The organism is Micromonospora narathiwatensis, from assembly GCF_900089605.1.
GTDB classification, from domain to species: domain Bacteria; phylum Actinomycetota; class Actinomycetes; order Mycobacteriales; family Micromonosporaceae; genus Micromonospora; species Micromonospora narathiwatensis.
Genome location: NZ_LT594324.1, coordinates 2447564 through 2459943, shown reverse-complemented (window position 1 = coordinate 2459943; position 12380 = coordinate 2447564). Strand labels below are relative to the sequence as shown.

Here is a 12380-nt window from a genome sequence, read left to right as displayed (position 1 = left end):
CCTCGATCCCGGAGGCCCCCGCCTCCCGGCGCCGGGCCTACCCGTTTCGCCGCCGTCCATTCCCGCGCGGGCCTACCGGCGTGGTGGCCGTAGGCCCGGAGGATCGCCGCGTACGGCGCAGCGGGGATCTGTCAGTCGTCGTGCCGGGCGGCGCCCTGCCCCACCGCGTCGGGCACGAGCCGCCCGGAGTGCAGGTTCAGCACGGTGTCGGCCACCTCGATCAGCCGCGCGTCGTGCGTGGCCACCAGCACGGTCGTCCCCCGCCGCACCGCCTCCCGGAGCGCCGCGACGACCTGCTCGACGTGCCCGTCGTCCTGGTGGGCGGTCGGTTCGTCCAGCACCGCCAGGTCGGGGGCGAGGACGAGCGCCCGGGCCAGGGCCGTCCGCTGTTGCTCGCCGAGCGACGTCTCCCGGGCCGGGCGCCGCGCGATGCGTTCCAGGTCCATCCGGGCCAGCAGGTCCGGATGGACCGGCGCTCCCCGCAGCAGGGCCGGCAGGTGGACGTTCTCGGCGACGGTCAGCTCACCGACCAGCGCCAGCCGTTGGGGCGCCAGCGCGACGCCGGCCCAGTCCCGCACCGCGGTCGCCGGCTCGCCCTTGACGCGCACCCGGCCGGCCGTCGGCGCCATCACACCCGCCACCAGATGGCAGAGGGTGGACTTGCCCGACCCGGAGCGGCCGGCGAGCGCCACCAGCACTCCCCCGCCGATCCGCACCGTGATCTCGTGCAGCACCGTGACGGCCGCCGCGCCACGCCCGTGCGTGTGGGTGAGCGCCTGGACGTCCACGAGCGCCGGGGACGAATCGCCGGTCATTCGCCCTCCTCCCGGATGCCGGAACGGTCAGGGGACAACAGGCGTACGTGGTCGGCGTGCACCTCGACCACCGCCCGGCCGCCCGGGAACAGGGCCAACGCCTGCTCTGGAAGCTGCACCCGCCCGTACCCGTCGATGGCCGCGGTCCGTCCCGCCGTACCGTGCTGCTCGGCCGAGAGCACCCCGTGCCGCAGGTGCAGCACCACGTCCGCGACGGCCACCGCCCGCGCGTCGTGCGTGGCGAGCACCACCGCCGCGCCCTGCTCCGCGCACCGGCGCAGCCGGCCCAGCACGAGGTCGGCGGTGGCGTCGTCGAGTTCGGCGGTCGGTTCGTCGGCGATCACCAGATCCGGTGGCCCGACACACGCCGTGGCCACGGCGAGCCGCTGCTGTTCCCCGCCCGACAGCGCGGCGGGCAGCGCGTCCGCCCGCTCGACGAGCCCCACGTCGCCCAGCACCGCGACCGGGTCGACCGGCTTGCCCCGCAGCCACGCCGTCTGCTCGACCTGGGCCCGGGCGGACAGTTGCGGGAACAGCCCGTGCGCCGGCCGCTGGGCGATGTACCCGATGTGACGTCGGCGCAGCCGCTGCAACTGCCGCCGGGTCAGCGCGGTGACCGGCACGCCGCGGTGGCGCAGCGTGCCACCGGCCGGCCGTTCCCGCAGGGCGAGGACCGCCAGCAGGGTGGACTTCCCGCTCCCGGACGGGCCGGTGATCGCAGTCAGCGTACCGGTGCGGATGCGCACGTCGACGCCGCGCAGCGCCTGGGTCGGGCCGGTGGGCGTCGGATAGAGCTGGAGCAGTTCGGCGCCGTCGAGCAGCGGCCGGGTGGCATCGTCAGGCATCGGTGCGGTACGCCTCCTCCTCGCCACGGCCGGAGCGCTGCCCGCTGACGGCCGTGGCCGCCCCGGCCGCCAGCAACGCCGCCAGGGTCGCCGCCCCGAGCGCCGCCGGCGTGACGACCAGCCGGAACGCCGGGGCCTCGTCGGGGGCGACGTCGAGCAGCCGCCCGGCCAGGGGGCTGAGCAGCAGCAACCCCGCCACGGCACAGAGCAGCGCGAGGGCCGCGAGGGCGGCCTGTTCGACGGCCCGCGACAGCAGGACCCGGGACCGCCCGAAGCCGAGCCGCGCGAGCATGAGGTCGGTGGGCCGGTCGGCGGCCGCGCGGCGCTGGGCGTGCACGCACAACGCCAGCACCGCGAGCAGTGCCAGGTAGCCGGCGACGGCCAACTGGTAGCCGCCCGCCTGCTCGGCGGCGACGAAGATGTCCCGGCGGCGCAGCTGGGTCGCGGTGTCGAGCTGGCGCGGCTGCACGCCGTGCGCGCTCAGCACGGCGTCCACCGTCACGTCCGACGCCCCCCACAGCTCGGTACGCGCGAAGATCCCGTCCGCCAGGTTGTCGCGTGGCTTGAGCCGGGGGTCCACCGGGCCGAACGTCGGGAACGCCGGGCCGGCGGGGACCACGTACATCGGCTCGCCGGCGTAGCGCGGGAACACGTCGACGGCGTCCACGATCCGGAGGCGTTCCCGCCACGGCCCGGCCTCGACCTGGACGAGGTCGTCCACCTCGACGCCGTCCACCCCGACGGCGATCGCCGGCAGGCCGACAATCGGGTCGTACGGGTCGGTGGCGGAGAGCCGGCTCAGCGCGCGACGGGCCCGGGCGAGTTCCGGCCCGTGTCCCCAGGAGGCGGCGTCGACGAGCGTGGCCGGGTCGACGACGAGGAGTTGGTGCGTACCGAAGGTCGCCGCGTTCGTGACGTCGATCCGCCAGACCAGCGTGGTACGGGCGGGCAGCGGCGGGGTACGCGCCTCGGGCACCGGCTCGTCGGACGCCGGCTCTCCGGCCTTTGGACGCGGTGGCGCGAGCACCGGATCGTCGTCGAGCTGCCAGGCCGCCTCGATGGCGGCCACCGTCTCGGCGCCGGACCGCACGGCGACCCGGTCCTCGATCGTCGTGCGGGTCGAGGCCACCGCCGAGAGGGCGAACAGCACCATGCCGAGCCCGGCGGTCACCGCGGCGGCGACGGGAGCACGGCCGGGCACGGCCGCGCCGAGTCGACGGCGGGCGAGCCACCCCGCCGTCGGGCGCGCCGGCCGCGACGGCCGGCGCCAACCGGCCCGGGTCAGCCAGGGCAGCAGCCGCATGCCGAGGGCGCCGGCCGCGACGAAGACGAGCAGTGGCACGAGCAGATCCGTGCTCCGGGCATCGCCGTCGGTGCGGTCCGCGGCGGCCAGGCCCGCGGTCGCGGTGACTGCCGCGGCGACCACGAGCACCAGCCACGGTACGCGACGACGGCCGGCGCCCGGGGCGGCCGGACGGACCCGTCGGGCCGCGACGGCGCCGGCGAACGCGCCGACCAGGACGACGCCGACCGCCACCGACACCGCCGCGAACCGCAGCCCCGGCACGACGGACAGAGCGGTCACCGCGCCGGTGGGGCCGACCTGCCCGACGATCGCCCAGGCGCAGAGCCAACCGAGCACGCCGCCCAGCGCGGCCGGCAACAGGTGTTCGAGCGCCCAGAGCAGGGCGACGAGGGTGGTGGGGGTGCCGGCGCCGACGGCGTGGCGCAGCTCGACGTCCCGGCGACGCAGCGCGGCGGCCACCACCGCGACCAGGGAGATCAGCGCGACCAGCACGGCGGCCCACTCCAGGGGCAGGGTGCGTCGCCGCGCCCCGGCCGCCACGTCGCCGGCCTGTTCGCTCAGGTCGCCGATGCCGCTGGCCACCCGGCGGGCGAGGATCTCACCCTCGGCCCGGCCCTGGACGTACCGCTTGCGCAGCAGGTCGATCCGGTCCGCCACCACCCGCGCCTCGGCGAGCGTCAGGCCGGGGGCGAGCGCGGCGTCCACCGACCAGAGCATCTGGTCGCCGACCTCGCCGGCCAGCGCTTCGGCGGTCGCGACGTCGCCGATCACGAGGTACGCCGGCAGCGTCTCCAGGGCGCTGTCGGGTGGCAGTTCACCTCTGCGGAGGGACCAGTCCCGGCGGCCCGCGGGATCCAGCGGCCGGCGGCCGTCCTCGGCGACCCGGTAGCTCCCGGCGACGGTGGTGTCGACGCGCCGCTCCTCACCGTTGCGGGTACGGCTGGAGAAGGTCACCGGGTCCCCCGCCTCGACGCCCAGTTCCCGGGCCAGCGGCACCGGCAGCCAGACCCCGCCGCCGGCCCGCCCCGCGACCCCGTCCCCCGCCGGTACGAGGTACTCGGCCGGGTCGGGGAGAGCGAAGAGACGGGCGCGCTCGCCACGGGCCCCGTGCCCGAGAAAGGACTCCCACAGCGACGACCGGTTCAGTTCGACGGCCACCGACTTCCCGTTGAGGGTGGGCGCGGAGAGCCCGGGGATGGCGCGGATCTCGTCGAGGACGGCGCGCTGGTCGGCGCTGGACGGCGACGCCGACGCGGTCAGCCGGACGACGTCCGCGTCGCTCTGGCGGGCGCCGGCGGGTACGGCGGCACGGGCGCTTTCGAACGCCGCGTTCTCCGACGCCTCGGCGAACATCGGCGGCGCCGCGCTGGCGGTGGCGAGCACCGTGAACACGAGCAGCACCAGCAGGGACCACGGCCCCTGGCGTACCCCCCACCAGGGGGCCGACCACGGCAGCGGAGAGCCGCGTCGACCGGCGCGGCGCGGGCGGGACGGATCGCGGCCGGCCGACGGGGCCGGTACGCCCTGCGCGGCCGTCTCGTCGAGCCGATGCGCCATGCGATCCCCCGTCGTGTGTGGACCCACCGATCCTGCCCGCTCACCCCGACCGGAGGAAGGCCGCAGCGACGAAACCGGACGAACCGCTCCCCGAGCCCGCACCGAACGGACGGCATCGGGGGCGAACGGGGGTGGTCTGTCCGAAAGAGATCAGCGGGCGGGCTCGCGATGCGGCGATTCTTCCGCCCAGCCCCGGTTGAGCGGCAGGTGGCCGGACCGGTGTGCGTCGCGCTGGTCGCCGACCCACCGCTCGACCTGGTCGACCGAGTGCCGGACCGGTTGGTTGCCGGTGTCGATCCGATCGGTACGCCAGCGTGGGTCGGCGGTGGCCCACCCGGTCCACCGGTCCCAGGCCATCGCCGGCCAGCCGTCCTCGGCGATGGCGTCGGGGCGGTGACGGGGGTCGCGGGCGTGCCCGCGGTGCCAGTGGGCCCAGCCCAGGAACGCGTCGACCGCCGGGGCGTCCCACCGACCGGGGTCACGCGCGGCGAGCCGGTCGCGTCGTACCTCGTCGGCCACGTCGACCAGGCACACCGCGATTCCGTCGAGCAGCGTCGCCGAGGGGACCGCGAGGATCTCACCCAGCGGAGACTGCGCGGTCAGCAGCAGGTCGACGCCGTGGCCCTGGTACTCGAGCGCGCGGCGCACCCACCGTTCCATGGTGCGCTGACGCCAGCGGCGATCGGCGCCCGCCGGCACGCCGACCTCGTCGAAGTCGTGTACGGCGAGGTCCCGGAACCGGTCGGCCACCGCGAAGGCGAGCGTCGACTTGCCCGCACAACTGGATCCGGTCAGCACGAGCAGCATCCCGGGATGGTGGCAGACCGGCAGCGGTCCCCTCGATCGCTTTTCCGGGCCGGCCACCACGGCCTCAGCGCGGCCGTCAGGCGGCGGGAGGCTCAACTCCGTACACCCGCAGGACGCTGGCCCGCACGGCGGCGGCCGCCTCGGCGGCGGGCATCCGGCCGGCGACGACCTCCGCCCAGGCGGCGTGGCCGAGCGCGATGGTCGCGGCGATCAGCCAGCCGGGGGCTGCGTACCGATCGAACTCACCCGCCCGCTGTCCTCGCAATATGAGGCGGGTGAGCCGGTCGATGACCGGCTGGTGCAGGTCGACGTCCGCGGATCCCGCGGGCGCCGGAAGCGCCGGGTACCGGTCGAAGGTCTGCCAGCTCACGTCCAGCAGGCGCCGCAGCGCCGCGGACGCCGGCCCCTCGTCGAGCCGCGCCGCGTCCAGGCCGGCGAGGACCTCGTCGGTCAGCCGCTGGAAGACGGCGGTGACGAGCGCGTCCCGGGACGGGAAGTGCGCGTAGACGGTCTGCCGGGAGAGGCCGGCGGCGGCCGCGATGTCGTCCATGGCGGCCTGGGGTCGTTGTCCGAGCACCTGGATCGCGGCGTCGAGGATCGCGGCGACGTTCCGCCGGGCCTCTGCCCGAACGCGTCGCCGGCGCTCCGGAGAGCTGTTCTCAGACACGGTTGTCAAGGCTACCCGAGGCGCCTAACCTTGACATCATCGTCAGAGCTAAGTGGACGGGAGAATGCCGTGAGTACCCAGACAGGACCCACCCCGGGCCGCGACCTGGCCGGCTATCTGCGGTCGTACGTGCAGGAGATGGCCTTCGGCGACGAGGAGCCGAACGTGGTCATGGACCGCTATCACACCCCCGACATCGCCTGGCACTCCGACGGGCTGCACCTCGATCGTGAGCGCCTGGCGGCGCACGCCCGGCCGGCCCGCCGCACGGTGACCAGTTGCGCGCTCGACATCCACGACACGCTGGCCTGCGGCGACCGGGTGGCAGCCCGCTTCACGTTGCACGCGGTGACACGCGGTCGCACGATCGCCACGGAGATCCACATGTTCGGCCGGCTGGCACCGGACGGCCGGCTGCGCCGGGTCGACCAGCTCACCCGCACGCTCGACACGGAGCAGCACCGGTGACCCGCCCGGCCGACACCGCCGACACCACCGGAGCCGGCCGCGACGACGACCGAAACAACCCGGCCGGCCGGCGACGGCGGGCCGTGGAGGCGACCGCCCTGTTCAGCACCGGGCTGCTGGCCGGCGCGTTCGGCTACGGGGCGCTCAACGTCGTGCAGGCGTTCAACGCGGTGCCGCTCGACGTCCGGCTCACCTTCCACACCGCACTGATGAGAATGAACGGCCCGGTGATGCAGACCACGATGGGCCTGGCGGTGGTGAGCAGCGCCGTTCTCGCGCTGCTCAGTCGCGGGGCGGCCCGCCGCCTGGCCGCGACCGCCAGCACCCTGGTCGCGACCTCGTTCCTGGTGACCCGGTTCGGCAACGTGCCGATCAACGCGAAGATCAAGGTGTGGGCGGTCAGCACCGCACCGCCCGACCACGAGGCGATCCTGCGCCGCTGGGAGATGTTCAACAACGTACGCACCGGCACCGCCCTGGTCGCGTTCGTCCTCCTACTGGTCCTGGTCTCCGCCCGCCGGCGGAGCCGAGCCTGAGGCTCGCGGTACGCCGGCCAGCCGGGGCTCGCCGCCGTCGCATGCGCACCGATCACATCGATCCAGCTCCCCCTCTAGCGCTCCGGTCGATCCTGGCAATATCCTCCACAGCACGCGAGGCTCTTGGAGTTCCTTTTCATACCCCCGGACGGGCCGCCGCCCGTCGTCGCGTGCCGTCACGGGCCGCCCCTGGCCGGTCACAGAGGAGATGACATGTTCGACCACCCTGAGCTGGACCGCCGTACGCTGCTGCGGGCCGGCCTCGGCGCCGCCGCCGTCGCGGTCGTCGGGAACGAACTCGCCTTCCCCGCCGCCGCGCAGGCCGCCCCGGGCGCGGACCTCGACTGGATCATCAGCTGCGACGGGTGGGGCGCCCGCCCGCCGGCGGACCCGCTGTCGATCAGCGCCATCCCCAGCAACAAGATCATCGTGCACCACATGGCGTTCCCGAACAGCACCGACTACTCCGAGGAACACGCCAAGCAGCTCGCCCGCGACTGCCAGAACCTGCACATCGACGGCAACGGCTGGTCGGACACCGGCCAGCACTTCACGGTCAGCCGGGGCGGCCACGTCCTGGAGGGCCGGCACGGCAGCCTGGAGCGACTGCGGGCCGGCGACCGGCAGATGATCTCGGCGCACTGCCCCGGCGAGAACGGCCGGGCCATCGGCATCGAGAACGAGGGCACCTACGTCACCGACAACCCGCCGCAGGAACTGCTCGACGCCCTAATCAAGCTCTGCACCACCATCTGCCAGCAGTACGGGCTGCAGGCGCACGACATCTTCGGCCACTGGGACTTCCGGGCCACGCTGTGCCCGGGGGCGATGTTCTACCGGGAGTTCCCCACCCTGCGCCGCCGGGTCTTCGCCAGGCTCGGCACCAACCTGTCCGACGTGCCGGCCCGCCGCTGGCCGGACATCTGGCGCTTCGTCGGTGGCCCGGTGGTGAAGGTGGCGCAGTACCTGCTCACGTTCCGCGGCTACACCGTCCCGGTCAACGGCGTCTTCGACGCCGCCACCGTCGCCGCCGTGCAGGACTGGCAGGCCCGCAACGGCATTCCGGTCGACATCGACGCCACCCTCACCGCGCCGACCTGGGAGACCCTGGCGCCCGAGCTGGACAAGGACGCGGTCGGCATCCCGGTCAGCGCGGTGCAGTTCATGCTCAACTCCAAGGGCTACGCCGACGTCACGGTCACCGGCACCTACGACTACCCGACGAAGAAGGCTCTCAAGGACCTGCAGCACCTGCACGGTCTGGAGCCGAACGGCAAGGTCAGCACCACCACCTGGTGCGCCCTGGTGGGGGGCGTGGTGCGTCAGTCGTTCCAGAAGAGCTGACCGACGTACCGCCGGGGAGAGCGGTGGAGGTGTCAACGGCGCCACCTCCACCGCGCACCCGTCGGGCATCGCTTCGTCGCGCCTCGTTGGTACCGCCTCGTCACTCTGCGACGATGCGCAGATCACCGACAAAGGAGGCGACATGATCAGACTCAACCCGTACCTCAGTTTCCGCGACACCGCCCGCGCGGCGATGGAGTACTACCAGCAGGTGTTCGGTGGCACCCTGACGTTGAACACCTTCGGCGACCTCGGCAACCCGGAGCCCGCGCTCGCTGACCTGGTCATGCACTCGCAGCTCGAGACGGACCGCGGCTTCACGCTGATGGCCTCCGACACGCCGCCGGAGATGGCGCACACGGTCGGCAACAACATCGCGGTGAGCCTGAGCGGCGACGACGCGGACGTGCTGCGGGGCTACTGGGACAAGCTCTCCGACGGCGGCACGGTGACCGTCCCGCTGGAGAAGCAGATGTGGGGCGACGAGTTCGGCATGTGCGTGGACCGGTTCGGCATCGGCTGGCTGGTGAACATCGGCCAGCCGGGCTGACCGGCGCGGAACGTCGGCACTCGCCGAAGCACGGCTGCCTGAGGACGGTGGACCGGCCCCACCACCTAGGGTGGCCAGCCATGGGCAGGACACGGCAGCCGCGCCGCAACGGCGGCATCACCGCGCTGGTGGAGGGATTCTTCGGCGCGGCCTGGTTCGGCTGGGGACACGCGGCCCCACCTGGCGGCTCGATCCGTGGCTGACCGTCGGCAGCGTGGCCGCCCTGCTCTTCGCGGTCGCCGGGGCGCTGGTCGGCGTCCTCGTCACGGCCACCGCCGTCGCGGCGTGGGTGGCCGGTCTGACCACCGACACGGCGCCGAGCACGATCACCGGGGTCGGCGCGGGGCTGTCGCTGTCGTTGTTCGGCTTGCGCTCGTCGGAGCGCGCGCCGCCCGGCGAGGTGACGCGCGCGCCCGTAGCCACCCTGCGGCGGACCGACCGTCGCGCGGTCCCGCCACCGCCCGCCCGCATACGATCATCCGGTGGCCGGCGCTGACGACACCACCCACGACGAGCATCGGGCGGGCCGGTGAGCGCCGGCACGGTGCCGATCGGGCCGACCCTGGTCTCCGCCCTCGCCGGGCTGACGGTGGCCGCCGCCGCCGTGCTCTGGCTGAGCGGGATCGGCCGGGGCCGGGCCGTGCTGACCGCCGCCGTCCGGGCCACCGTACAGCTCGGCGTGGTGTCGCTGGTCATCGTCGCCGTGCTGCGTGCCTGGTGGAGCACGGGCGCGTTCATCCTGCTCATGTACGTGGTCGCGGGCGTCACCGCCCGCCGCCGGATCGGGCCGTCCTGCCCCCGCCGGGTCGCCCCCCTCGCGATCGCGGCCGGGGTGGTGCCGAGCCTGGTGGTGCTGCTGGCCAGCCGGGCGCTGCCGGCGACGCCGCTGGTGGTGCTGCCCACGGCGGGCATCCTGATCGGCGGGGCGATGACCGCGACCAGCCTCGCCGGCCGGCGCGCCCTCGACGAGCTGCGGACCCGGCACGGCGAGTACGAGGCCGGGCTGGCCCTGGGGCTGCTGCCCCGCGACGCGGCGCTGGAGATCTGCCGCCCGGCCGCCGGGCAGGCCCTCATCCCCGCGCTGGACCAGACCCGCACGGTCGGGCTGGTCACCCTGCCGGGCGCGTTCGTCGGCGTACTGCTGGGCGGGGCGGGGCCGCTGGAGGCCGGGGCAACCCAGCTGCTCATCCTGCTCGCCCTGCTGGCGGTCGAGGCCGTGGCCATCGCGCTGGCCCTGGAACTGCTCGTCCGCCACCGGGCCCGCACCGCGCCCTGAGGCCGGCGGGGGCCGGGCGCGATTACCGGGGACGCGAAGGGGTACAGCCGGACCAATGACCAGGGTCCGCAACCTACGCGTCCGGCCCGACCTGCTCTACGTCGCGAGCGGGTGGAGCACCCTGGTCACCGACGTGCGGGGGCGGATCAGCGGCACCGACCCGCAGGGCTTCTTCGCCCGCAACACCCGGGTGATCGCCCGGGAACGGATCACGGTCGACGGCCGGGAGCCGGTCCCGTTCGCCACCGCGAACGTGCGGGGGCACGCCCAGCTCTCGTACGCCGAGCTGGGGAACGGGGAGGCGCTGCCATCGCGGGCCGCGTACCTGCTCACCGAGCGGTTCGTCGGCCCGGGGCTGCGCACCCGGCTCACCGTGGTCAGTTACGCCCAGCAGCCGCTGCGGTTCCCGGTCCGCATCCACGTCGAGGCGGACTTCGCCGACACCAGTGAGGCGGAGACCGGCCACCGGTTGCAGGTCGGCGACGTCGACGCCACGTGGGACCCGGCGGCGGGGGAACTTCGCCTGACCTACCTGCGCGATGACCTCGACCGCGCGGTGGCGGTCCAGATCCGGGCCGACGCCCCCGTCGGGTACGCCGACGGCGCGTTCACCGTCGAACTCGCGGTGCCGCCACGGGGCAGCACCCAGGTCGAACTGCTGGCCGAGCCGGTGTTCGACGGGACACGGCTGCCCGCTCCCCCGGCGACTTTCGCCGAGCCCGACGACTCCGCCGCCCGGGCCCGGTCCCGGCTGATCGGCGAGCTGGCCGATTTGAGCAGCAGCAACTTCGACGTGACGGCGGCGTGGCGGTGCGCCACGCACGACCTGGCGGTGCTGCCGCTCGGCGAACCGGCCGGGCCGACGGCACCGATCGCCGGGTTGCCGATCTATCAGGAGATCTTCGGCCGGGACACGATGACGGCGTCCTGGCAGGCGCTGCTGGCCGGTTCGACCATGCTGGGCGACAGCCTGCGGCTCATCGCCGGGCACGTGGGTGAGCGGCTGGACGACTGGCGCGACGAGGAACCGGGCAAGCCGCTGCACGAGGCCCGCCAGGGACCGGTCTCCGCGCTCGGGTTGAACCCGTTCACCAGCTACTACGGCGACTGGTCGACGGCACCGGACTTCCTGGTCTTCCTCGGGCAGTACCTGGCCTGGACCGGCGACCTGGAAACCGTACGGGAGCTGTTGCCCACGGCCCAGCGGACGCTGGGCTGGATCGAGCGGTACGGCGACCCCGACGGCGACGGCTTCCTGGAGTACCACAGCCGCTCCCGCGCGGGGTTGAAGAACCAGGGCTGGAAGGACTCGGACACGGCGATCGTCGACGAGGACGGGCAGCTGGTAACCAATCCGATCGCGACCAGCGAGCTGCAGGCCTACTGGTACGCCGCCCTGCGGCACGCCGCCGTGGTCTTCACGGTGACCGGTCATCCGGCCCGGGGCGCCGCCCTGCTGGCCCGGGCCCGGGCACTACGCCGCCGCTTCCACCGCGCGTACTGGCTGCCGGACCGGGGCTGCTATGCGATGGCGCTCGGGCCGGACAAGCGACCGGTGCGCTCGACCAACTCCAACGACGGGCATCTGCTGGCCGCCGGCATCGTGCCGGCCCGGGCCGCCGAACTGGTCGCCGACCGGCTCTTCGCGCCGGACATGTTCAGCGGCTGGGGGGTACGGACGCTGTCGGCCGACCACCCCGCCTACAACCCGTTCAGTTACCACCGGGGCAGTGTCTGGCCGGTGGAGGCGGGCACGATCGGCCTCGGCCTGGCCCGGTACGGCTGCTGGGCGCACCTGCACCGGCTGGCCGAGGGGATGTTCGCCGCGGCCTCGCTGTTCGAGGAGCATCGGCTGCCCGAGGTGCTCAGTGGCCTGCCCCGCGACCCGGACCACCCGCACCCCGGCGTCTACCCGAACTCGTGTTCCCCGCAGGCCTGGTCGGCCAGTTCGATCGTGGCCCTGGTCCAGGCGCTGCTGGCGCTGCGGCCGGCCGCGCCGCTGCGCACGGTCTTCGTGGATCCCCATCTGCCCGAGTGGCTGCCGGACCTGCGGCTGGAGGGCGTACGGGTCGGGAGCGCCACGGTCGACCTGACCGTGCGGCGCCGGCGCGGCGGGCGGACCTCGGTGACCGCGCGCGGCGACCGCCTGGCGGTGGTCCGCCTGGCTCCCCGCCAGGCGATCACCACCCGCCGGCGTCGATGACGGGCG

General features: G+C 74.3%; 13 protein-coding genes. 8 read left to right on the top strand and 5 right to left on the bottom strand.

The features are described from left to right. Nucleotides 1-131: 131 nt before the first annotated feature. From GA0070621_RS10705 to GA0070621_RS10685, 5 genes are all read right to left on the bottom strand, one after another. Nucleotides 132-815, bottom strand: coding sequence for an ABC transporter ATP-binding protein (locus tag GA0070621_RS10705; protein WP_091194092.1), 684 nt, complete (start codon nt 813-815; stop codon nt 132-134). Next, nucleotides 812-1660 carry an ABC transporter ATP-binding protein gene (locus tag GA0070621_RS10700; protein WP_091194090.1) on the bottom strand — a complete coding sequence of 283 codons (849 nt, stop codon included), beginning with the start codon at nt 1658-1660 and terminating at the stop codon, nt 812-814. Before GA0070621_RS10700 ends, GA0070621_RS10705 begins: the two co-directional genes overlap by 4 nt. Further along, nucleotides 1653-4523, bottom strand: coding sequence for a hypothetical protein (locus GA0070621_RS10695; RefSeq protein WP_091194087.1), 2871 nt, complete (start codon nt 4521-4523; stop codon nt 1653-1655). Before GA0070621_RS10695 ends, GA0070621_RS10700 begins: the two co-directional genes overlap by 8 nt. Before the next feature lie 150 nt (nt 4524-4673). Beyond that, on the bottom strand, nt 4674-5330 hold the full coding sequence (locus tag GA0070621_RS10690) for a nucleoside/nucleotide kinase family protein (protein WP_091194085.1): 657 nt from the start codon (nt 5328-5330) through the stop codon (nt 4674-4676). 76 nt (nt 5331-5406) lie between these two features. Next, entirely contained in the window at nt 5407-5997 is a 591-nt protein-coding gene (locus GA0070621_RS10685) for a TetR/AcrR family transcriptional regulator (RefSeq protein ID WP_167666787.1), read from the bottom strand. Between the two features lie 69 nt (nt 5998-6066). Here GA0070621_RS10685 and GA0070621_RS10680 point away from each other — a divergent pair, with 69 nt between their 5' ends. The 8 genes from GA0070621_RS10680 to GA0070621_RS10650 all read left to right on the top strand — a co-directional run bounded on the left by GA0070621_RS10680 (nt 6067) and on the right by GA0070621_RS10650 (nt 12374). Beyond that, the gene (locus tag GA0070621_RS10680; protein WP_167666786.1) at nt 6067-6465 is read left to right on the top strand and encodes a nuclear transport factor 2 family protein; all 399 of its coding nucleotides are present in this window, start codon (nt 6067-6069) and stop codon (nt 6463-6465) included. Further along, the gene (locus GA0070621_RS10675) at nt 6462-7001 is read left to right on the top strand and encodes a DUF1772 domain-containing protein (RefSeq protein WP_167666785.1); all 540 of its coding nucleotides are present in this window, start codon (nt 6462-6464) and stop codon (nt 6999-7001) included. The genes GA0070621_RS10680 and GA0070621_RS10675 overlap by 4 nt, the downstream gene beginning before the upstream one ends. Before the next feature lie 213 nt (nt 7002-7214). Next, nucleotides 7215-8345, top strand: a complete 1131-nt coding sequence (locus GA0070621_RS10670; RefSeq protein ID WP_091194079.1) for a peptidoglycan recognition protein family protein — start codon at nt 7215-7217, stop codon at nt 8343-8345. A 142-nt stretch (nt 8346-8487) separates the two neighbouring features. Continuing rightward, on the top strand, nt 8488-8895 hold the full coding sequence (locus GA0070621_RS10665; RefSeq protein ID WP_091194078.1) for a VOC family protein: 408 nt from the start codon (nt 8488-8490) through the stop codon (nt 8893-8895). A gap of 80 nt (nt 8896-8975) precedes the next feature. Continuing rightward, on the top strand, nt 8976-9098 hold the full coding sequence (locus tag GA0070621_RS31095) for a hypothetical protein (RefSeq protein WP_269455530.1): 123 nt from the start codon (nt 8976-8978) through the stop codon (nt 9096-9098). Nucleotides 9099-9109: 11 nt separating this feature from the next. Then, entirely contained in the window at nt 9110-9391 is a 282-nt protein-coding gene (locus GA0070621_RS10660) for a hypothetical protein (protein WP_091194074.1), read from the top strand. A 33-nt stretch (nt 9392-9424) separates the two neighbouring features. After that, on the top strand, nt 9425-10171 hold the full coding sequence (locus GA0070621_RS10655; protein WP_231921000.1) for an ABC transporter permease: 747 nt from the start codon (nt 9425-9427) through the stop codon (nt 10169-10171). 55 nt (nt 10172-10226) lie between these two features. Then, nucleotides 10227-12374: an amylo-alpha-1,6-glucosidase gene (locus GA0070621_RS10650; protein ID WP_091194071.1), complete on the top strand. Its 2148-nt coding sequence runs from the start codon at nt 10227-10229 to the stop codon at nt 12372-12374. Nucleotides 12375-12380 lie beyond the last annotated feature (6 nt).